The sequence below is a fragment of the Gillisia limnaea DSM 15749 genome (assembly GCF_000243235.1).
GTDB classification, from domain to species: Bacteria; Bacteroidota; Bacteroidia; order Flavobacteriales; family Flavobacteriaceae; genus Gillisia; species Gillisia limnaea.
In genome coordinates this window covers 2373669-2395855 of record NZ_JH594606.1, presented here as the reverse complement: position 1 = coordinate 2395855, position 22187 = coordinate 2373669, and the positions used below count along the sequence as shown (strand labels likewise).

The 22187-nt window shown below is 36.6% G+C and carries 18 protein-coding genes; 16 read left to right on the top strand and 2 right to left on the bottom strand.

The genetic code is table 11. The features are described from left to right. The first annotated feature begins 72 nt into the window (after positions 1–72). The 4 genes from GILLI_RS12490 (at position 73) to GILLI_RS12475 (ending at position 10046) form a co-directional block, all read left to right on the top strand. The gene (locus GILLI_RS12490; protein WP_006989476.1) at positions 73–2457 is read left to right on the top strand and encodes an ABC transporter permease; all 2385 of its coding nucleotides are present in this window, start codon (positions 73–75) and stop codon (positions 2455–2457) included. Positions 2458–2560: 103 nt separating this feature from the next. Next, positions 2561–4978 (top strand): FtsX-like permease family protein, encoded by a 2418-nt coding sequence (locus tag GILLI_RS12485; protein WP_006989475.1) that lies wholly within the window; start codon positions 2561–2563, stop codon positions 4976–4978. Between the two features lie 100 nt (positions 4979–5078). Then, positions 5079–7547: an ABC transporter permease gene (locus tag GILLI_RS12480; RefSeq protein WP_006989474.1), complete on the top strand. Its 2469-nt coding sequence runs from the start codon at positions 5079–5081 to the stop codon at positions 7545–7547. 99 nt (positions 7548–7646) lie between these two features. Then, a complete protein-coding gene (locus GILLI_RS12475) occupies positions 7647–10046 on the top strand; it encodes an ABC transporter permease (protein ID WP_006989473.1) in 2400 nt (799 codons plus the stop codon). A gap of 51 nt (positions 10047–10097) precedes the next feature. On the opposite strand, the gene GILLI_RS12470 is transcribed toward GILLI_RS12475, so the two are convergent. Together GILLI_RS12470 and GILLI_RS12465 are read right to left on the bottom strand one after the other, a co-directional pair. Next, positions 10098–10400, bottom strand: coding sequence for a putative toxin-antitoxin system toxin component, PIN family (locus GILLI_RS12470; protein WP_217179256.1), 303 nt, complete (start codon positions 10398–10400; stop codon positions 10098–10100). 97 nt (positions 10401–10497) lie between these two features. Next, positions 10498–10728, bottom strand: a complete 231-nt coding sequence (locus GILLI_RS12465) for a hypothetical protein (protein ID WP_006989472.1) — start codon at positions 10726–10728, stop codon at positions 10498–10500. Positions 10729–10816: 88 nt separating this feature from the next. Here GILLI_RS12465 and GILLI_RS12460 point away from each other — a divergent pair, with 88 nt between their 5' ends. The 12 genes from GILLI_RS12460 (at position 10817) to GILLI_RS12405 (ending at position 22071) form a co-directional block, all read left to right on the top strand. Next, positions 10817–13228, top strand: coding sequence for an ABC transporter permease (locus GILLI_RS12460; RefSeq protein ID WP_006989471.1), 2412 nt, complete (start codon positions 10817–10819; stop codon positions 13226–13228). A gap of 10 nt (positions 13229–13238) precedes the next feature. Further along, on the top strand, positions 13239–14003 hold the full coding sequence (locus tag GILLI_RS12455; RefSeq protein ID WP_006989470.1) for a head GIN domain-containing protein: 765 nt from the start codon (positions 13239–13241) through the stop codon (positions 14001–14003). A gap of 53 nt (positions 14004–14056) precedes the next feature. After that, positions 14057–14722, top strand: a complete 666-nt coding sequence (locus tag GILLI_RS12450; protein ID WP_006989469.1) for an ABC transporter ATP-binding protein — start codon at positions 14057–14059, stop codon at positions 14720–14722. A gap of 11 nt (positions 14723–14733) precedes the next feature. After that, entirely contained in the window at positions 14734–16149 is a 1416-nt protein-coding gene (locus GILLI_RS12445; RefSeq protein ID WP_006989468.1) for a TolC family protein, read from the top strand. Between the two features lie 581 nt (positions 16150–16730). Next, positions 16731–17222 carry a hypothetical protein gene (locus GILLI_RS12440; protein WP_006989467.1) on the top strand — a complete coding sequence of 164 codons (492 nt, stop codon included), beginning with the start codon at positions 16731–16733 and terminating at the stop codon, positions 17220–17222. A gap of 138 nt (positions 17223–17360) precedes the next feature. Further along, the gene (locus GILLI_RS12435; RefSeq protein WP_006989466.1) at positions 17361–17639 is read left to right on the top strand and encodes a hypothetical protein; all 279 of its coding nucleotides are present in this window, start codon (positions 17361–17363) and stop codon (positions 17637–17639) included. A gap of 130 nt (positions 17640–17769) precedes the next feature. Then, the gene (locus tag GILLI_RS12430; protein WP_156798733.1) at positions 17770–18768 is read left to right on the top strand and encodes a sensor histidine kinase; all 999 of its coding nucleotides are present in this window, start codon (positions 17770–17772) and stop codon (positions 18766–18768) included. Then, positions 18765–19496 (top strand): LytR/AlgR family response regulator transcription factor, encoded by a 732-nt coding sequence (locus GILLI_RS12425; protein ID WP_006989464.1) that lies wholly within the window; start codon positions 18765–18767, stop codon positions 19494–19496. Before GILLI_RS12430 ends, GILLI_RS12425 begins: the two co-directional genes overlap by 4 nt. Positions 19497–19684: 188 nt before the next feature. Then, positions 19685–20200: a hypothetical protein gene (locus GILLI_RS12420; protein WP_006989463.1), complete on the top strand. Its 516-nt coding sequence runs from the start codon at positions 19685–19687 to the stop codon at positions 20198–20200. A gap of 172 nt (positions 20201–20372) precedes the next feature. Next, positions 20373–21221, top strand: a complete 849-nt coding sequence (locus GILLI_RS12415) for a DUF5694 domain-containing protein (RefSeq protein WP_006989462.1) — start codon at positions 20373–20375, stop codon at positions 21219–21221. A 198-nt stretch (positions 21222–21419) separates the two neighbouring features. Beyond that, on the top strand, positions 21420–21719 hold the full coding sequence (locus GILLI_RS12410) for a nucleotidyltransferase family protein (protein ID WP_006989461.1): 300 nt from the start codon (positions 21420–21422) through the stop codon (positions 21717–21719). A 73-nt stretch (positions 21720–21792) separates the two neighbouring features. Further along, positions 21793–22071, top strand: a complete 279-nt coding sequence (locus GILLI_RS12405) for a HepT-like ribonuclease domain-containing protein (RefSeq protein ID WP_006989460.1) — start codon at positions 21793–21795, stop codon at positions 22069–22071. The last annotated feature ends 116 nt before the right edge of the window (positions 22072–22187 follow it).

Below are 22187 nucleotides of genomic sequence, written 5' to 3'. Positions count from 1 at the left end.
GGGGAATAGGCCCCCTCGCCCCCGAAGGGGAGAAAAAAAAAATAAGCAGCGAATTAAAAAACGGAAAGTATCATGATAAGGAACCATTTTAAAATATCCCTTCGTAATTTGTGGAAAAACAAATTACTCACCACGCTTAATCTTTTGGGATTGAGTATAGGGATTGGTAGCGTATTGACCCTGATTTTTTCAGTCTATGCCTATTATAATGCAGATTCTAATGTTGAGGATCAGGAAAACATCTATTATCTAAAAACAACAAACACCGGTGGTGATACTTATTTTGAAACCCCATACCCGCTGCTACAAGAAATCGTTAAATCATCACCAGAAGTTATTGCCGCGACGCACATGCAGGGCTGGAGCCAACCGTGGTTGGAATATGGCGAATTGGAGTTTCAAGAACCTACCAATTATGTAGAACCTGAATTTTTTAAGGTTTTTACCTTACCATTAAAATATGGTGATCCCGAAACTGCTCTGAAAAAAAAGAATTCCATTGTACTTACCCATAAGGTTAGCCAAAAAATATTTGGGGAGAAGAATCCCATGGGTGAAACCCTAAAGGCAAATGATACCTTAAACCTTACAGTAACGGGAGTTCTGGAACCTATAAGTCCGTATTCGGCATTTCGCGTGGGTGTTTTAATGTCTACCAGGCTATTGGAGGACACTCCTGGTTTTATAGCCCGTAACAATTGGAGCGATAGTTTTACCTTTAATTATTTAAGGCTAAGACCAAATACGGATATTGCACAGTTTGAAAGCCGTGTTGAAGAATTGGTCAAAAAAAACTATGCCGATCCTAGCCTGGTTGCGGCAATAAAGCTAATGCCCTTTGCAGGTATTAGATCGGATAGTATTCCAGTGGTGGATACTATTATCAATGGCTCTATAGCAGCATCGGTATTTGTATTGCTTATTGTACTTATCAATCTGCTCAATCTAAATTCTTCTACGATGTATCGCCGCACCAAGGATATAGCGGTACGTAAAATATTAGGGGGCAATAAGAAAAACATCATCATACAATTTTGTATCGAAAATGGCATCTTGGTATTTGCGTCGATTTCAATTTCAGCACTTCTGTTTCTCGGTTTTTTGTTGCCAACATTGAACAACATATACGGAGCCGATTTTGGTGAGATCTCCTTTACTGTAGCAAATGATTATCCGGTAATTCTATACGCCATTGCATTGGGACTATTGGTCACTTTGGTGGTGGGCATAATTCCTACACTGAGGTTTATCTCGGTGCCAATTTCAATAGGAATCAAGGGAAAGATAGATGCTATCAAAAGGAATTTCTTCGTTCGTAATTCATTTATCGCGCTACAGTTTACCATAGCAATTCTATTTATTTGTGTGGCAATTATCCTGAATAGCCAAATCGGCTTTATGAAAAATGCTCCCCTGGGTTTCAACAAAGATAATGTCATCGTCGGGAACATAAATTTGGAGTATAAAAATGAAGAAACTGCTTCATCAAAATTTAATACCTTATTGGACAAACTTAGTACAAATCCTTATGTAAAGGATGTTACGGTGAGCGATGGGGTTCCTTCCGATTATAATTTAAATTATTCCACATATTATGACCCTGAAACCGAAAGGGAAGTCCGCACCCGTTATGCGCATACGGACGATGGATATTTGAAAACTCTTGAAATTCCTCTAGTGTCCGGAAGGGATTTTGACAAAAATCTGGATCAGGCAGACGATAATGTCGTAATAATCAATAGAACGGCAATGAAGGCTTTTGGATGGAATTCCATTGAAGGTAAACGATTGAAGGGAAAAGGAAGTACTACTTCAGGATATTCTGTTGTTGGGGTAATGGAAGATTTCCATTATCAGGATATGCAAAACGCAGTAGAACCCTTAGTCCATTTTTATCGTGAAAGGAATGCCCTGGCAAACAGTCGCTTTCTTTCGGTCAGGGTCGCAGAGGATCATGAAAAGAGCGTACAGGAGCTTATTGCTAGTAGGTTCGGCACTATAGCTTCCCGAAGGGACTATGGACAAAAATATTTGACCGAGAAAGTTAGTGCCCAATACCGGTTGATCGAAGGGATGTTGAAAACAGTAAATGTGGTAGCTCTGTTGACTATCTTCATTTCATGTTTAGGTATGTTCGGCCTTATCTCTTTTATGGCCAAAAGACGGGTTAAAGAAATAGGCATAAGAAAAGTTTTGGGTGCGGGTGTACTAAAAATAATCGTGTTGTTATCTAAAGATTATATCCTACTCGTAGGTATAGCCGCTATAATAGCCTTCCCGATAGCCTGGTATGTTATGAATGCCTGGTTGATGGATTTTGCATATAGCATTAGCCTTCAATGGTGGATGTTTGCACTTAGCGGATTAATCGCGTTGCTCATAACATCCTTTACAGTCGGAATTCAAGCAGTAAAATCAGCGATGGCAAACCCAACAAAGAGTTTGAAAACGGAATAGAAGCCCCCTAAAAAGCCCCCTAACCCCTGCCCGTTCCGGTACAGGCGGGCCCTAAGGGGGAATAAATAAAAAACGAATAAGGTTAACAATTAACTTTTAAAACATGATACGGAATTACTTAAAAATCGCCTGGCGAAGTCTCTGGAAAGAGAAAACCTTTACTTTCCTCAATGTCTTCGGACTTTCAGTTGCATTTGGAGCAGCAATCTTGCTTTCCATCTATTCGCTTTTTGAGCTTTCCTTCAATAAGTTTCACGAAAATGCAGATAACATCTTTCAGGTTTACCATACAGAATATACCCCAAAAGGGCCGGAAGCAGGAATAGCGAATCCGGTGCCATTTGCTAGTGCGTTAAAAGAGGAAGTTCCGGGAGTGGAAAAAATCACCCGTTTCAACGGCGGTGGCGTTCTGGTAAGTATAGGCGAAAATCAGGTTCATTTGCAATCGGCTTTTGTAGATCCTGAATTCTTTTCAATTTTCACTTTTCCGGTATTAAAAGGAGATAAAAATCCAGTTTCAGGTAAATCTGAAGTTGCACTTACCGAAAAAGCAGCAAAAATACTTTTTGGCGACGAAGCTGCTCTCGGAAAATCTGTAAATATATTTATTGATGGACAGGAAGTTCCATTTACCGTAACCTCCATCATTAAGGATCTTCCTGTAGAAAGTAATATTGAATTCGCTATTGCTCTGAATTTTAAAAGTCAGAATGAACACGCTTATGGAAGGAATGTTGGCAGATGGGATAATTCCAACCACGAAGTTTATATGCAACTGGCAGAAGGGATCTCTCCCGCTCAATTTGAAAATTCTACCCGCGAATTTTCAACTCTCCATTATGCCAATGATATTAGCAATGCCAAAAGGGATGGTGCGCAACCCGGTAAGGAAGGCCAACATATTCAGCAGCGACTTCTATCGGTTAAGGATTTGAATTTTGCGAAAATTGGAAATGGTGAAGTAAACGTAAACAGAACTTATCCATACCTAATCCTGGGAATCGCTTTTTTGATCTTGTTCATTGCCAGTGTGAATTTTATCAATATGAACATTGCGAAAAGTTCACAGCGATTGCGGGAGATTGGTATGCGCAAGACACTTGGAGCCGGGAAAACCCAGTTGTTCTTCCAGTTCTGGGGCGAAAGCATCCTTGTTTTCATAGGTGCAATATCATTGGGCTTACTCCTGGGAAAATTGCTGATGGAGCCTTTTCAAACGCTTTTTAATACTCGTGCTTCGTTTGAAAATGTTATCAGTTTCTGGAATATTTTCAGTTTCATATCGGCAGTTGCGATTATCACCTTTATCGCTGGCGGATATCCAGCATTGTTGCTCAGCAAGCTTGGAACTTTAAAAGCGCTGAAAGGAAAAATCAATTTAAATGGTGGCAACCGGGTAAGGAATACGTTGATCGTAATTCAGTTTAGCATTGCAATACTTCTGATTAGCGGCACGCTTGTACTCTGGAATCAGCTTCAGTTTATGCGAAATAAAGATCTCGGTTTTAATAAAGAACAGGTCATCTCTTTTCCGCTGAATGGAAAAAAAGATGATTTCCGCACTATGCAATTGCTTCGGAATGAACTTCAGAACAAAACCAATATTATAAATATAAGCGCCAGTAATAATATTCTGGGAATTGGAAAAGACCATAGCACTACTACCAGTATTATAGGATTTGGACACAAGGGAAGAGTGGTAAAAACCAATATCCTTATGGTGGATTATGAGTATCCCGAAACAGTGGACCTGGAATTTATTAAAGGCAGGGGTTTTGACCATTCCCGTCCTTCTGATTCGCTTGCTGTTATTATTAACGAAGCTATGGCCAAAGAGTTGAATGAAAAGGAAATCTTGAGTGCTAGTATTAATATAGATGACAGTCTTCAGCATTCGGTAATTGGAGTGGTGAAAGATTATAATTTTCAGTCACTCGACAAAGAAATTGAACCCCTCACGATTTTCCTGAAACCAAAGTGGAATTTACGATACGGCTATGTAAAAGTAGCCCCTCAAAACCTAAACGGTTCTTTTAATGAAGTAAAACTGGCCTGGAATAAGATAGAACCAAACGCTGAATTTTTAGGTTCTTTTCTTGATGAAAATATAAACCGCACCCTGGAAAAAGAGCGAAATATGACCACGATGATCACCAGTGGATCTGTGATTGCCATCATCTTAAGCTGCGTGGGACTTTTCGCAATTTCCCTGCTGGTTGTATCCCAACGCCGGAAAGAAATAGGAATCCGAAAAATAGTAGGCGCCAGTGTTGGAAAGATTACCGTGATGCTCACTTCAGATTTTTTAAAGCTCGTTGGCATTGCATTTTTGATTGCGACCCCTATTGCCTGGTATTTCAGTGAAGAATGGTTAAAGAATTATCCCTACCGAATGGAGCTGAATATCTGGATTTTCCTGTTTGCGGGGATTCTTGCTATTGGAATTGCCATTTTCACCATCAGTTTTAGAACAATAAGGGCCGCTATTCAGAACCCCGTAAAAAGTTTAAGAACTGAATAAAGGCCCCCGATCCCCCTCTGCCCTACCGGGCATCTCCCCCGAAGGGGGAGAATTAAAAGAGAATAAAAAATAAGGAGTAAATCAAAAAACGGATAGTATCATGATCAGAAATTATTTCAAAATCGCCTGGCGGAACCTGCTTAAGAATAATTTCTATGCAGCCATTAGCATTATTGGGTTAACCATAGGCCTGGGCGTGGGGATCCTTATCCTAATTTGGATTCAGGATGAACTGGATTATGATAAATTTTTTGAGGATTCCGGGCAGATCTACAGGGTAAATATTGATGGGAAAATGGGCGATAATTCCTTCTATGCCGGCTATACCCCACCGCCTGCCGGCGCAGCTTTGGTAGATAATTTTCCTGAAGTGGAAAGCTATACCAGAATTTATCGTCCCAATGCTGATGTAATTGAATCCAAAACAATTGATGGTCAGCATCTTTTTAATGAGACCGATATTTATGCTGTAGATCCCAATTTCTTAGAATTTCTTACCTATCCATTGGCAAAAGGCGATCCGAAAACCTGCTTACAACAGGCCAATAGCATTGTTATCACACCCCAAATCGCGGAGAAATACTTCGGAAAAAAGGATCCCATGGGCGAAATCCTCTATTACGGAAAAGACAAACAGCCACTAAAAGTGACCGGCGTGCTAGAAGACCTGACCAAGCTGCAAGCCACAGTAAAATTTGATATCCTGATGCCGGTTCAAAACTTTGATGAAGTTGCATATTTTAACTGGAGTTGGGTTTGGCTCAATATGGCCACTTATGTAAAACTGACCGATCAAGCTGCAAAAGATCCCGACGTCCTTGCAAACCTGGAATCCAAATTTCCTGAAATGCTCAAAACCCAGGCTGCAAGTGCCTTTGAGAGAATCGGACAGCCGTATGAGCAGTTTCAAAAAAATGGTAATTATTGGGACATCCATTTACAGCCCCTAAACGATATACATTTGCGCTCCGGGGAAATTGTTTCGGCGATTTCAGATCAGGGCGATATTCAGAACATTTATATTTTCGGACTGATCGCCTTTTTTATTATCGTTTTGGCATGTGTCAACTTTACAAATTTGGCTACGGCCCAGGCAAACAAACGTTGCAAGGAAATAGGTATTCGAAAAGTTTTAGGTTCGCAGCGGGGCCAGCTTATCAGGCAATTTTTGGCGGAAGCTTTTTTATACACTATTATTTCTGCTCTTTTTGCAGTTTTACTGGTAGCTTGGATCCTTCCGTTTTTTAATTCCCTTTCGGGGAAAACTATTTCATTTTATTCGATATTCAGCAACGGAATTTGGTTGATCCTTCTCGGCCTCACCGTGCTTACCGCTTTTCTGGCCGGTATTTATCCTGCATTCTACCTTACTGCATTTAAACCAATTACTGTTCTCAAAGGTTCAGTTTCATCCATGAAAACCGGTTTCTTGCGAAATGGCCTGATTGTATTTCAGTTTGTCATTGCCATTGTGATGGTCATCTCGACAATTGTGGTCTTCACACAACTAAGATATACCCAACAGCGCAATCTGGGGTATGACAAGGAAAATGTTCTGATTATAAACAATACCGAAAAGTTGGATGCCGGAGTCGAAAGTTTCAGGCAGGAAATCGCTGCACTTCCTAATGTTATAAATGCCACCAGCTCTACAGGTATATTCACGAAAGGCTCTTTTGGGGATTTTTATGTGCCACAAACCACCGAAACCGATCGTCCGGTCGCCAAGGATATCAGTTTGAGTTCCTATTTGGTGGATGATCATTTTATACCCACATTGAACATAGATATTGAGAAGGGTCGTGGGTTTGATGCCCGTTTTAACGATTCCCTCTCGGTGGTAATCAATGCCGCTGCGGCCAAACAGATTGGTTGGGAAAATCCCATAGGGCAAAAAATACGTTATCCAGGGGGAAATATGGAATATTATACGGTAATAGGTGTTGTAAAGGATTTTCATTTGGAATTCCTGCACAGTTCGATCTTACCTTTTGCGCTATTTTCAAAAACATCGAAAAGTTATGATACAGGAGTTTCTTTCATCACGCTCAAGTATATATCTGGTGATACGAAAAAACTTATCGCCACCATTGAAAACAAATGGAAAAATTATCAGCAAGTTGTTCCTTTTGAATACTCATTTCTGAACGATGACCTGAACGCTGCCTATCAATCTGAACGGCAATTGGCATCATTGTTTGGCCTTCTTACAGCATTGTCCATTTTTGTTGCCTGTCTTGGACTTTTCGGTCTCGTTGCTTTTACCGCACAGCAGCGCACCAAAGAAATTGGGATCCGAAAAATATTGGGCGCAAGGGTGAGCGGAATTGTAAAACTGCTTTCTAAGGATTTTTTGCGCCTGGTCATCATCGCATTGGTAGTGGCATCGCCTATCGCCTGGCTCTTCATGAACCATTGGTTGCAGGATTTTGCGTATAGGATTAATATCCCCTGGTGGGCATTTGTGGTTGCCGGGATATTGGCTTTGGGTATCGCCTTGGTCACGGTAAGCTTTCAGGCCATCAAAGCTGCCCTTGCTAACCCGGTAAAAAGTTTAAGAACGGAGTAAAAGGCCATAGCCCCCTCTGCCCTAACGGGCATCTCCCCCGAAGGGGGAGAGTTAAAAGGGAATGAAAAATAAGCAGCAAATTAAAAAACGGATTGTATCATGATCAGGAATTATATCAAAATAGCCTGGAGGAATCTTTTCAAGAACAAGGTGTATTCCTTTGTCAATATCATAAGTCTTACTATTGGTATTGCCGCGTGTCTTTTAATTGGGACTATGGTTATAAACGAGTTGAATTACGATAGGAATTGGGATAAAGCCGAAAATATATTTAGGATCTTAAGAACAGATTCCATAACCGGTAGACAATATTCCAGTTGTTTGGTGGGATTTGGAGATGCTATGAAAAACACGTTTCCTGAAGTTGAAGCATCCAGCCGATTTGATAACAGTGAGATGTGGTTCAAATTTGATAAAAATCAACAGCCCTTTCAATTCAATGCTTTAACAGGAGAAAAGGATCTATGGAACATTCTGGATTTTCAAATCGTAGATGGGAACCCAAAAAATTTCAGGGAAGGGTATACCAACTTAATCATTTCAGAAAAAATTAAAGAACGTTTTTTTCCTAATACCAATCCTATTGGTGAACTGGTAGAAAATGTTCCGATTTTCGGTGAAAATGAAAAGTTCATAATTACGGGGGTAATTAAAAATATTCCTACCAACACTCATTTAAGAAGTGATGTTATTGTTATAAAACAGTATAAAGAAATACAATTATCAACTTCGGGATTTGGTCAATTCGCCAGTCAGTATATTTTGTTGAAACCCGGTACTGACAATGATAAATTATTAATAAAAGTAAATAATTGGTTTAATAGCCTCACTCCGTATAATTCCGACATCTATAAATTACAACCCGTTACTGATATTTATTTAAAATCTGATTTTGCACAGGGACAGGAAATAAAAGGTAAAATTAGAGACGTTTACATATTTTCTGGAATAGCTTTGATATTGCTATTAATAGGATGTATAAATTTTGTAAACTTAAGTACGGCAAGGGCTCTTCGCCGAATGAAAGAAACCGGTGTGAGAAAGGTACTTGGAGCAGATAAAAAATCACTCATCCAATTATTCCTTACAGAAGCTCTTCTTTATTTCGGGTTAAGCTTTCTTCTTTCCATATTACTTTTTAAGACCGGATTGCCAATCCTTGAAAATTTTCTGGGGTTTGATCTTCAAATGACCCTTACAAATAATCTGGTAATATTTGGTTTCTCAATAGGCGGAGTGATTTTGGTGAGCCTGTTTACCGGCATTTATCCTGCAATCTTACTTTCAAAACCTAAACCTATTAGCATATTAAACCAAAAATCAACCACATCTGGTGACTCTGGAGTCTTAAGGAAAATTTTGGTAGCTGTACAGTTCTCTATGGCTATAGCCTTACTTATAGCTACCATAATTGTGAATAATCAATTGAATTATATAGATCAAAAAGATCTTGGTTATGATAAGGATAATCTTCTAAACATAGATTTTACAGAATGGGGAACCAAAGCCAATGCCTTTAAGGAGGAAGTAAATAAAATTGCTGGAGTAAAAAATTCTAGTATCAGTAGTTGGTACCCCACATCTGGGGGCGGTAATATGCAAAGGTCACGTCCGAATCCTGAAAATCCTGCTAAGGATATAGAAATCTGGTATATAGATGCCGATTCAAGTTTTGTTTCCACATTGGACATACAGCTTTTAGAAGGAAGATATCTTAACCAATCAAGCGATTCCCCAAATTATGATCCTGCCCAAAATGATTGGAATGAAATAGAAAAAATACAGGCGCAACTACCCGTTCTAATCACACAACATACGGCCAAAGTCTTAGGCATTAAAGAACTGAATAAGCGAAATACTGTTATAGATGCAATTCCGGTTGGAATTATAGCCGATTTTAACAACCAATCTCTCAAAAACCCTTTGAATCCCACAATTATTAGGGCAGACAATAATTCTGAAATGGGAAATATGCTGGTGCGCACAAATTCTAAAAACAGGCAAGGAGTAATAAATCAAATTCAAAAAATATATTCTTCTTTTTATCCGGGAAAAATATTCAAGTTTTCCTGGGTCGAAGATACTTTGGCGAAGCAATATGAAAAGGATCGAAAACTCCAAAGCTTATTCCAGCTATTTAGTGGTCTCATAATTTTTTTATCCTGCATTGGACTTTTCGGATTGGTTACTTATGTAATAGAATCCAGAATTAAAGAAATAGGAATCCGAAAAATCTTGGGAGCCTCGGTATTTAGAATTACTAAAGTTCTTTCTATGGATTTTTTAAAAATTATTGTGATGGCTGGAATTTTTGCGTCACCTATCATCTGGATTTTGATGGATAAATGGTTACAGGATTATTATTACCGCATCACACCAAGCTGGTGGATTTTTGGTGGAGCTATCCTTTTTGCAATTATTATAGCAATAGCTACCATTAGCTTCCAAACTATTAAGGCAGCCAGAACAAACCCAGGAAAAATTTTAAGAACCGAATAAATAACAACAAGACCTAACAGGTTTTTGAAACCTGTTAGGTCTTAAAGAAAATTAAAACTGAACCAAAAAATTGGAAGCATTTAAAATGGGAATTTTTCTAAATGGATTTAAAACAAGCAAATCTTCATCACCAGTGATGATGCAGGAAGCCTTTGCGGCCAGGGCAAGTTCAAGGAACTTATCGTCTTTAGGATCGCGGCAGGCGTTGACAGGTTTTTTAATTTTTGTAAAAACGAGATTCTTAGAAATTGTATCAAGTAATAATTGCCTTCCGTTCAAAGCAATGTATTTATCAAATTTAGGACGTAGAAAAACCTGGCAAAATTCTGAATGGGTAGCTTCGCTTGTAACCATTTGGCAAAATTCTTATGCTTTATCATATGCCAATGCTGGTTTGGACTTTTTGAACAACAGCGCACTGAAAAGTACATTAGTGTCAAAAACAAAAACATCACTCGTTTTCGTTCAGGATTTCCTGAAGGATTTCTTCGGTAAGTCCATTTGCCTGAGCCTCATCACTTATTTTATTGAGAAGTATTTCAAATTTGAGATGCTTGTTCTTATCGAAAATGTTTTGAATCTGTTCATCAAAAGATTTTTCAAGGTGCTGACGAACCTTCATGGGAACTTTTCTCCACTTTTTGGCGGTCTCATCGGCAACTTCAATTTCAATACGTTCCATAACTTTTGCTTTTTATACAAACTTAAATTTACAACAAATCAGCTTCAAAATAATTATGTAACTCAACTGGAATTTAAAACTTAAAGTCATGATCAAAAACTATCTAAAAACCGGCTGGAGAAATATCATCAAGAACAAAGGCATTTTTTCTATCAATATTGCAGGTTTAGCTATTGGCATCGCTTCCTGCTTATTGATCCTCCTTTTTGTGACAGATGAATTGAGCTACGATCGTTTTAATGAAAAAGCAGACAGGATTGTTCGGGTGATTTTCCAGGCGAATGTTAATGGAGAGGAAATAAAAGAAGCCGTAGTGATGGCTCCCGTTGCACAAGTCCTCAAAAATGATCTTCCCGAAGTTACCCAATCAACCAGATTGGCAAAATCATTTAATAATCGTATAGAATTTGACGGTGCTTATTATGGCCAGAGCAGCCTGGCTTATGTAGATCCTAATTTCTTTGAGGTATTCACCTTTCCAATTGTTCAGGGTGCTAAAACTGAGCCGCTGGATAAACCTAATACCGTAGTCATCTCCAAATCTTTCGCTGAAAACACCTTCGGAAATACAGATCCCATAGGTAAAACGCTGAAGGTAACTAATAGGGATGAAAATCTTTTAGTTACTGGTGTGATGGAGGATATGCCCAAAAACTCGCATTTTCATTTTGATCTCCTCGTTTCCACATTGGGATATGCACAGGCAAAAAAGACAACCTGGATGGAATCTGATTTTTTCACCTATTTAGTTTTGAAAAAAGATGTAGATATCGATGTTGTTGAATCAAAGCTTCCGGCTATTTCTGAAAAATATATGGGCCCGCAATTGAAAGAAGCTTTGGGGATGACTTTTACTGAATTCACCAAAGAGAATGAAATTGGACTTTTCCTGCAGCCGCTTACAGATATTCATTTGCATTCCGATTTTTCTGATTCGACCACCCTGGAACAAGGCGGCGATATTAAATATGTCTATATTTTTAGTGCGGTGGCGATCTTTATGCTGGTTATTGCCTGTATTAATTTTATGAACCTGGCGACGGCTTCAGCTTCAAAAAGGGCGAAGGAAGTAGGCATCAGGAAAGTGCTTGGCTCTAATAAAAAGCAACTTATTTACCAGTTTCTGGCAGAATCGTTTATCGCTACCTTCCTTGCAGCTTTTCTGGCTGTTATCATAGTGTCGCTGGCGCTTCCATTTTTCAATCAATTGGCAGGGAAAGATTTGAATTTTCAATACTTGCTTTCTCCAGAAGTGATATTGGCTATTTTTAGCCTTATACTTATTATTGGTTTTCTTGCTGGTGGATATCCGGCATTTTACCTTTCCTCTTTCAATCCTTTAAGTGCTTTAAAATCTAAATTTTCTGGTAGCGGAAAAAACTCCGGTATTAGAAGCGGACTCGTAATTTTTCAATTTGTGATTTCAGCAGGACTTATTCTCTCAACCCTGGTAGTAAAAGAGCAGATGAATTTTATTCAAAATAAAGAGTTAGGCTATGAGAAGGATCAGCTTTTGGTGGTTAGAAGCTCATATTTGCTGGGCAATAATGAAGATAATTTTATAGACGAGATTAAAAATAATCCACTGGTGGAAAATGTAACGCATTCAGCATTTGTTCCAGCGGGCGAAAGTGATAACGAGGTTGGAGGCATCTTCAAAAACAACGAGTTTCAACGCAGAATGTCATTTTATAATGTAGATGAAAATTATATTCCCACCATGGGCATGAAAGTATTGGAAGGCCGAAATTTTTCAGAAGATTTTGGAGCTGAGTCGGATAAAGTAATTCTCAACCAAAAAGCCGTGGAAATTCTAGGCTTCAACAAAAATCCTATTGGAAAATCTTTTCAACGTGATACGCATGATGGGCTAAAAACAATGACGGTGATTGGCGTTATTAAAAACTTCAATTTTAAATCGCTACACCAGGAAATTGAACCCCTTATTTTAAAATACAATCCATACGGCGGTATCATCATTCGCTCCAAAGTTGCCGATATGTCAGGGCTTATTGAAAACCTCAATAATCGTTGGAATGCATACAATGTAAAAGAAGGTTTTGATTATAGTATTTTGGACGACTCCTACAATTACACCTATTTAAAAGAACGAAAAATGGGAACTATCCTCAGCCTTTTCGCCATTCTCACCATTATTGTCGCCTGCTTAGGACTATTTGGCTTGGTGACCTTTACTGCGGAGCAGCGTTTTAAGGAAATTGGGATTAGAAAAGTGCTGGGTTCTTCAGCAACCCAGATCGTTGCACTGCTTTCGAAAGATTTTCTAAAGCTTGTAGGAATATCATTTTTAATCGCCTTTCCGCTCAGTTATTATTTAATGAACAAATGGTTACAGGATTTTGCCTATCGCACCGAAATTCACTGGTGGCTTTACCTCCTGGCCGCAGGTATTACCATAGGAATTGCATTTTTAACCATCAGCATTAAAAGCTATAAGGCGGCCAGCGTAAACCCTATAAAAAGTTTAAAAACAGAATAAAATTACAACTATGAAAAAGTCAATATTAACTCAGAACAAATTGCTTATCGCTTTTGTATTAAGCTTGCTAAGCTTCAATTTTTCCAATGCGCAATCTGAAAGCATCGAAGTTTCTCCGTTCAGGGAAGTAATCATCAGCCCATATATTGAGGTTGTTTTCAAACAATCTGATAAAGAATCGGTGGTGATTGAAAGATCGAAAGTAGCTAGGGAAAAAATCAATGTGGAAATCGATAAGAAAACGCTTCATATTTACCTGAAGGATGCGAAAGTGGTCACAAAAGAGGAGGAAGTTGTGATAGACGGAATGGAACGCGATCGCCCAATTTATAATGGAACCGAAGTGAGCATTATTGTTTATTACAAAAATCTGGAAGAGGTTGAAATTCGAGGTGAAGAAGTGATCAATTTTGAAGATGCGATTAATACTGAAGATTTTGACCTGGACATTTATGGTTCGCCAAAGGTGTATTTCGAAAGTATCATTGCTAAAGAATTGAAAGTAGCGATCTATGGGGAAAGCTACCTGGAAATCAAGGCTGGAAATGTAGATTTCCAGCGTTATCGCTGTTACGGAAAGAGCGAGGTAAATGCGATTAATCTACCATCTACAAAAACCAAAATTGCGGCTTACGGTAACAACCATATTGTGGTCAATGTTTCAGAAGAACTTAAAGTTTCGGCTTTCGGGGAGGCTGCTATTCAATATAAAGGAAACGCGGAAGTGAAAAAAGGCCTGAACATAGGAGAAACCGTAGTTCGAAAAATCGACTGAAAATCTAATAAAATTTTATAACTAAAAAAATCAATCAAAAATCAAAAATCAAAATGCTAAAACTAAATCAAGTCAGTAAATGGGTAAAATCAGGTGGACGACGAATTATTCTACTGAACAATCTAAATCTGGATATTGAAGAAGGAGAATTCCTATCCATTATGGGGCCTTCAGGTTCGGGAAAATCCACTTTGCTCAATGTCATCGCCATGCTGGACGATTTTGACCAAGGGGAATACTTCTTTGAAAACGAACCTATTCACCTTTTGAAATCAAAGAAAAGAACAGAGATTTTCAACGAGAACATCGGTTTTATTTTTCAGGCTTATCATCTGCTGGATGATCTAACTGTGTATGAAAATATTGAAACTCCGCTGCTGTATAAGAACGTGAAAAGTTCAGAAAGAAAAGCTTTGGTAGCCGATATTCTTGACCGCTTTAATATAGTGGGCAAAAAAGATCTTTTCCCGCATCAGTTAAGCGGCGGACAGCAGCAACTTGTTGGTATTGCAAGGGCCCTGATCATTAAGCCGAAGCTCATTCTTGCCGATGAACCTACCGGAAATCTTAATTCCAAGCAAAGCGATGAGATCATGCAGCTTTTCAAAGAATTGAACCAGGAAGGGGTTACAATTATCCAGGCCTCCCATTCTGAAAGCAATGCGGCTTATGGCTCTAGAATTATCAATCTTCTTGACGGAAGCATTCAAAAATCATAAAAATTTCAATTTTGAGAACATTCATCATCATTACATCATTTCTACTTTCCATTCAGCTTTACTCCCAGGATATCCCTTCGGAAAAACTTTCGCTGAAGGAAAGTATCGAGATCGCACTAAAGAATAATATCAATTTAAAAAGATCACATTTGCAGGCAGAAACTGCAGAACTCAATTTTAGGGGAACACGTTCTGAAGTACTTCCTAATTTAAATGGAAGGTACAATTATGGAGTCAATAATGGCCGGAGCATCGACCCTTTTACCAACGATTTTATCGACCAAAAATTAAATTTCAGCAATGCTAGTCTCAGTCTCAATACGCAGATCTTCAACGGATTTGAACTCAGGAATTCCATTCAAAGGGATCGGTTTAGCATGAAAGCTTCTGAAGCTGAAGCTGAGGCTGAACGTCAACAGCTAATTCTTGAGGTAACACTGGCGTATTTTCAGGTTTTGAACAACCAAGATCTTCTGGAATTGGCCAGGTTACGACTGGAAAGTACCAAACAGCAGACGGATAGATTAAAAATTTTAAATGAACAAGGGCAGGGCAATCCGGCAGATTACACCGATATCAAGGGTCAGGTGAATAATGACCAATCTATTGCAGTGGATGCAAAAAATAACCTTTACCAGTCTAAACTTGTACTGGCTCAACTACTAAATGTAGATTCGGAAATAGACATAGAGGACTTTCAAGCCTCTTCAGAAATGGAAAAATACCGTTTAACTCCTGAGGAAACCTACGAAGCTTCCCTGGAAAATTTGGCAACTTTTGAAGGCAAGCGATTAAGAATACAGGCTGCAGAAGAGGATATAGCGGTTTCCCGTTCGCTGTTTGCCCCTGATATTTCCTTTTTTGCACAATTGAACACTAATTATTCCAGTGTCGCCAGTTTATTTAACGAGACAGGAACTCAGATTGTTGAAACCGGGCAATTTATCACTGTAGATGATGTAACCTACCCCGTTATAACGAACCAAAGTCAATTTGCAGAGGAAAAAATATCATATAGTGACCAGTTCGAAAATAATTTAAACTCCGTAGTAGGGGTCGCTGTAGATATTCCCATTTTCAATGGATTTAGGGCTAAAAGGAATGTTCAACTCAAGAAGATTCAATTGGAAGATGCCGAACTGGAACTGGAAAATACTAAGAACCAATTTTTGCAGGCTATCAAAAGCGCCCACAATGATATGGAAGCCGCTTATGAAAACTATTTTATACTTCAGGATCAGGTAGATGCCTATGAGGAATCCTATGAAGTAAACGAGATTAGGTTTACAAATGGAGTTTCCAATATTGTGGAATTCATAATAAGTAAAAACAATCTTGACCGCGCCAGAATCAACCTGGCAAATGCTAAATATGAGTATTTAATCAGGGTAAAAGTACTGGATTATTATAAGGGGGAACCTATTTGACATTTTTTTCAAATTCAATCGCGAGAAAGGATCAGAAATAATTTGATACTACGGAAATTTACAGTTTAGCCGATGATATTCACGGAAATCATATTTAGAAAACGAGCTAAAAACAAGACCTCTGTCTATTGAACAAATTAATTATGTATATGTAATACAGTGTAAAATGCCATTATAAGACCGAAAACTTATGAGTCGAATAAAATTTATAATCGGCTCATGAAATATAATTACCAACAGGCAGATTTTGCAAACTCTCAATATTCTACCCTAGTGCAATTTTGAAAAGGTTTTTTTATTTAACCCAATTGGGTTTTCCGTTCCTCCTACTCCATTTACCACTCATCATATAATCATTTTATTGAAAGAAAAACTAAATTAAGTTTACACTATTAATACTAAAAACAAACCAACATGATCGCAATTATATTCTTAATCGTCCAGTTAATAGTTAAAATGGTAACGGGTTAAATAAATTAAACCAGCAATTATGAAATGAGCATAACGCTTATACGATACAAACACCAATGAAGATATTCGAATTGCATAGGACCACTAAAAAACAATAAATAAAAACACATATGAAAAATTTAAAAGCAAAAAATCAAGACACATTTCAGAATCAATTAAAGAAATTCAAAATGCTCATAGTGGGTTCTAAAATGGCAAAATTCTCATCCATTCTCCTTATATGTATTTCATTTATACTCATGTTTTATTCTGAAAAAAACATGATAGTTATAATTTCTTTGGTAATAGGAAGTGCCGTATTGGTAGTGTATATTTTTAAGTTCTTGCTTCTAAAAAATATTGACCAAAAATCCTATACACAAATGTCATTGACTTCTAGCATCTCCAAATTTAGAGCTTATGTGACACAGCGAAAAAAATTCGAACTTCTTTATATTTCAATTTGGGCTTTATCATTAACTCCCTTTCTATCTTCTTATTTAGGATCTGGCCTTGAGGCTATAATGGCTGCGCTTATATTTATTACAATAACTGCAGTATTGGGAATGTTAGGTTTTATAAAGGCAGAAAAAGAATTAAAAACTTTAGAAGCCAAAATCTAGACAGAGTTTAGAACTTTTAGCGGCCCTTGAATAAGTGTTTTAAAATTATGAAAAAGAAAATACTCCTTTTACTACCAGCTATAATTGCTTTTGTTTTTGTAGACACAGTAGTTTTAGACTCATATTTAGAAAAAAAAGGTGCTTAGAGAGCAATGCGATCATGCAATTATAAAGAAAGGAATAAATGGTAAGGGCTTGTCTTTTCCAGATAGAGTTTACGGAGACTATCATAACTTTACGCTAACGAATTGTAAGTTTACTGATTTTGAAGAATACGTTGAAAATTTAAACAAACACCTTGAATATGCTATTCCTAATTTCCAAGAGGCAGATTTGGTGAAATTAAGATTTGTAATATCTTTAAATGAGGATAGAATTGTGAGTATAAGAAATTCCGAATTAACAATTGAAAAATAATCTTGACGCAAATCCTAGTAAATATTAAAATGCTAAGTTTGATTTTCAGCTAACAAAAAATATAGTGTTTACAAAAAAAACAACTTATTGGCTTCTAAATATAGCTTTCTGGTCTTTGATAACTGGTCTTATGGCTTTTGCTTATTGGATTAATGACAATGGGTTAAATCTAGAAATTTGGCAATTTATAATGGATTTCACAAGCGTCTTTTTGCTATCCATCTTTTATACCCATCAACTTAAAAGATCGATCAATAGATTTATTCAGTTTGATAATTTAAAAGGTATAGATGCTCTTAAAATTTTGGGTTTATTATTAGGTTCAATTTTATTGTTTTATATAACCTATACCTTATATATTCAATTCACTTATCATTTTATTTATGACAGAGCAGATGTTTTTGATCATGAATCTCAGGGATTAAAAGGCAACCTACTTTTCATCATTAATTATAGTATTTATTTTCTTGTATGGACAGGATTCTATGTTGCAGTAAAAGGTTTGATGGAATTAAATAAAGGCAGGGAAGCTAGATTGCAACTTGAGTCCAACCTAAAGGAATCTCAACTAAATACTTTAAAAGGGCAAATTAATCCACACTTTATGTTTAATAGTTTAAACAATATTCGTGGATTGATGTTAGAGGATGTTAATAGAGCCAGGAATATGCTCACGAGTTTGTCTGAAACATTGCGTTATTCACTCACAAAAAGTGAAGCAAATGCCATTGCTTTAGAAGATGAATTGGAAATGGTTAAAAATTATATTGAGATTTCTAAAATTCAATTTGAGGATCGACTTCAGTTCGAAACAAACATTGATAAGTCAACTTTAAACACCCAAATTCCACCCATGATTATTCAGATGCTAGTAGAAAATGCTATTAAACACGGCATCTCTAATTTGAAAGAAGGAGGGAAAGTAACGCTAACTACAAAAATAAAGAATAGTCAATTGCTCATAGAAGTCGCCAATACTGGAATATTGAAACCCAGCGAAAACAGCACGCAATTAGGCTTGAAAAACATTAAGCAGCGTCTTGAATTACTTTATGGCGAAGCAGCGACTTTCAATTTGAAAGAAATCGGAAATCAAGTGGTTGCCATTATTAAAATCCCACTAGAATGATATCATTAAAAGCAGTTATTATAGAAGATTCTAGATTGGCTCGTAATGAGTTAAAAGAACTCTTAAAGGCCCACAAGGAAATTGAACTTTTAGGTGAAGCAGAAAACGTAGACGAAGGTTTTAAGTTGATTAATGAAACAAAACCAGACCTATTATTTCTAGATATTAATTTGCCAGAAAAAAATGGATTTGAGTTGTTGGAAATGTTAGATGATGTCCCACTAACTATTTTCACAACTGCCTTCGATGAATATGCCATTAAGTCTTTTGAATACAATGCTTTCGATTATTTATTGAAGCCTATTAATCAAAAACGATTTACTAAAAGTATCGAAAAAGTAATTGAAAAATGCACTAAGGGCTTATCATCAGAATCTAAAAATGAGGCTGCTTTAAGTTTAGATAAGCAGATATTTATTAAAGATGGTGAGAAGTGCTGGCTGGTTAAAATTCAGGATATTTTTATGTTGGAAATTGTTGGTAACTACACGCGTGTGTTTTTTGAAAATAACAAACCATTAATCTACAAATCGTTAGGACAAGTCGAAGAAAAATTACCAGGTGATGTGTTTTTTAGAGCCAATAGACAACAGATAATCAACATTAATCATGTTAAAAAAGTTGTGTCTTGGTTTAACGGAAAACTAAAAATAGAGATGAATTCCGGAGAAGAAGTTGAAATCTCCAGAAGGCAATCTTATCTTTTCAAAGAGCAGTTGAGTTTCTAATTCAACTACCGTATGAGTTTAATCAAGCATAACATGAAGCCCTCGTGTATAACAAGGCTATCGCAAATAAGCGATAAAACTTTAAAGAAAAAATTTCCTGACCAAAAAATCAGGTCTAAGCCAACAAGTACCCGTCCCTACTCCAAGCTACTAGCGAACCAAGACCTTTGGTAACAAACTAAATAAAAATGAGTAAACAAAAACTGATTAAAAGATTGAAGAGTTATTATCCAATGGAAAGATTCCACGCTTTTGTGACATTCCCATTGATTTTGGTTTATCTGATTCTTAACAATTCAATCACAGATATATTTTTTCTTCTATACGGACTTTTAATCTGTATAATACTATTAATTCAAGGTCAACACTATTGGAAATTGAAGTTATACAGATTGATTAATAAGCCGTTCAATCAAGAAAAAAACTTAAATTTTTTTAAGAACTCCAAAAAATTAAATTTAATTTTAATTTCTCTGATTCCATTAATATTTGGAATTCAAATTTATCAAAATAACTGGCAAATTATACCCGAAAACTTAATGTTATGGGGCATTTTAGCCAATGTTTTCGGAGTACTTGAATATATAAATTATTATAAACTTCAGTTAATGATTGACAATTCATCAGATTTAGAATATTTAAAGCGGAATAGAAGGTTAAAAATAGCAAGTTTGGCTAAGGACTTGAAAGATAATGAACTATAAAACCTGCACTTAACGGCTAACAGCAAATAGCGGGTATTCCAGTAAAAAGTGATATTTTAGATACCAGGGAATAAAGCAGCAAAGCCGTCAAGAACTCGTCCCTACTCAACGCTACTTGCGGACCTAAAACCGTTGAAGCCAAAATTTACAGAGAACCAAAAAAGAACTTTAAATGATAAAAAATAATTTTACAACTTACATTCTTCTATTTTTCTTAATTCTTCAGGCTAATGCACAAAAAACTGATTTAAAATCTCCGTCGGAATATTTTCCCAACGAAAGGACCAAAATATTAGTAGTTGGAACTATTCATCTAGATTATCCCAACTTAGATGCAGCCAAAACAGACAAAAAAGACCAAATTGATGTATTGGAAGAATCTAAACAGAAGGAAGTTACCGAGTTAGTCAATTATATTAAGCAATTTAAACCAACCAAAGTAGTCATAGAAGCTTGGGATAACTTTAATGCAACGGAAAAATTAAGAGAATATAAAAAGGGGAAGTTTAGGGATGAAAGAAGCGAACGTTATCAATTAGGAATACGAATAGCATCGGAGTTAAACCTAGATACCTTGTACGCAATCGATGCTAATCCTATGGTTGAAGATTTGCAAGAATTAGATTCAACGTATACCGAAAATCTCTTCAAAGGTTTTGATTTCAAAAGTGATGATCCATTATGGGAAATAACAAACGAATGGTACAAAACCATAGGAAAATTACCTACAGAAATGAATTTGTTGAGTTACTATAAATACATCAATTCAAGAGAACATCATAAATATGAATTTGGGGCATATCTAGTAGGAGATTTTAAATTAGAGAATGAAAGAGGAGCGGATATTTTGTCCGTATGGTGGTATAATAGAAATTTGCGAATTTTTAGAAAGATCCAAAAAATTAACAATGGCACTGATGATAGAATATTAGTTATTTATGGTAATGGTCACGCTGCTATACTTAGACAACTTTTTGATTCTTCACCAGAATATGATTTTATAGAATTTGATAGTATATGATTGTAACAATACTGGTTACAAAATCGGTTACCCACAAATAGCGGGTATTCCAGTGAAAAGTGACATTTTAAAGACCAGGGGACAAAGCAACTAAGCCGACAATACCTCTACGCTACTTAAATTAAACCAAGACCGTTGCTTGAATTAATTTGAACTCAGAATAAATGTTCTAAATAATTTTTAGCTAAATTTGAAAATATGAAATTACTTGAGAATCATATTGAAAAATTGAATCAACTTTGTGACACTTACCATGTTGATAAAATGTACCTTTTTGGTTCGGCTCTGAATTCCAACTTCTCAGACGAAAGCGATATTGATTTTTTGGTTAAATTTAAACCTTTCGATTTAGCGGAATACTTTGAAAATTATATGCATTTCAAGGAAAATCTAAAAAAACTACTCGGACGAGATATTGACCTTATAGAGGAACAGACTTTGAAAAATCCAATTCTTATTAATTCTATTAATAAAACGAAAGAATTAATTTATGGATGAAAGAATTTTAAAATGGCTATTTGATGTAAAGATTGCCTTAAATGAAATTTAGAGTTACTTTGAAAGTTCAGAAATGGACTTTTTCAAATATCGTGAAAACTTAATGCTTAAAAGAGCGGTTGAGCGAGATTTAGAAATTATTGGAGAAGCAATAAACCGGATATTAAAGAAAGATTCGAGTTTCGAAAATAAAATCACTAATGTAAAGTTGATATTTGGTGGACTTAGAAATCAAGTGATTCACGCATATGACAGTATTTCGGATGAAAACATCTGGTCTATATTGATAAATCACCTTCCTAAACTAAAGGATGAAATCGAAATTCTCATTGAACTAGATAACAAAAGCTAACATCGGTTAATCGTAAATAGCGGGTATTCCAGAGAAAAGTGACATTTCAAAGACCAGGGAACAAAGCAACTAGGCCGACAAGTTATCGTCCTTACTTCAGGCTATTTACATTAATT

What these genes read in the sequence shown, in the direction of transcription:
- GILLI_RS12490 (WP_006989476.1), top strand. Translation starts at nt 73, where the DNA reads ATGATAAGGAACCATTTTAAAATATCCCTTCGTAATTTGTGGAAAAAC.
- GILLI_RS12485 (WP_006989475.1), top strand. Translation starts at nt 2,561, where the DNA reads ATGATACGGAATTACTTAAAAATCGCCTGGCGAAGTCTCTGGAAAGAG.
- GILLI_RS12480 (WP_006989474.1), top strand. Translation starts at nt 5,079, where the DNA reads ATGATCAGAAATTATTTCAAAATCGCCTGGCGGAACCTGCTTAAGAAT.
- GILLI_RS12475 (WP_006989473.1), top strand. Translation starts at nt 7,647, where the DNA reads ATGATCAGGAATTATATCAAAATAGCCTGGAGGAATCTTTTCAAGAAC.
- GILLI_RS12470 (WP_217179256.1), bottom strand. Translation starts at nt 10,400, where the DNA reads ATGGTTACAAGCGAAGCTACCCATTCAGAATTTTGCCAGGTTTTTCTA.
- GILLI_RS12465 (WP_006989472.1), bottom strand. Translation starts at nt 10,728, where the DNA reads ATGGAACGTATTGAAATTGAAGTTGCCGATGAGACCGCCAAAAAGTGG.
- GILLI_RS12460 (WP_006989471.1), top strand. Translation starts at nt 10,817, where the DNA reads ATGATCAAAAACTATCTAAAAACCGGCTGGAGAAATATCATCAAGAAC.
- GILLI_RS12455 (WP_006989470.1), top strand. Translation starts at nt 13,239, where the DNA reads ATGAAAAAGTCAATATTAACTCAGAACAAATTGCTTATCGCTTTTGTA.
- GILLI_RS12450 (WP_006989469.1), top strand. Translation starts at nt 14,057, where the DNA reads ATGCTAAAACTAAATCAAGTCAGTAAATGGGTAAAATCAGGTGGACGA.
- GILLI_RS12440 (WP_006989467.1), top strand. Translation starts at nt 16,731, where the DNA reads ATGAAAAATTTAAAAGCAAAAAATCAAGACACATTTCAGAATCAATTA.
- GILLI_RS12430 (WP_156798733.1), top strand. Translation starts at nt 17,770, where the DNA reads ATGGCTTTTGCTTATTGGATTAATGACAATGGGTTAAATCTAGAAATT.
- GILLI_RS12425 (WP_006989464.1), top strand. Translation starts at nt 18,765, where the DNA reads ATGATATCATTAAAAGCAGTTATTATAGAAGATTCTAGATTGGCTCGT.
- GILLI_RS12420 (WP_006989463.1), top strand. Translation starts at nt 19,685, where the DNA reads ATGAGTAAACAAAAACTGATTAAAAGATTGAAGAGTTATTATCCAATG.
- GILLI_RS12415 (WP_006989462.1), top strand. Translation starts at nt 20,373, where the DNA reads ATGATAAAAAATAATTTTACAACTTACATTCTTCTATTTTTCTTAATT.
- GILLI_RS12410 (WP_006989461.1), top strand. Translation starts at nt 21,420, where the DNA reads ATGAAATTACTTGAGAATCATATTGAAAAATTGAATCAACTTTGTGAC.
- GILLI_RS12405 (WP_006989460.1), top strand. Translation starts at nt 21,793, where the DNA reads ATGGACTTTTTCAAATATCGTGAAAACTTAATGCTTAAAAGAGCGGTT.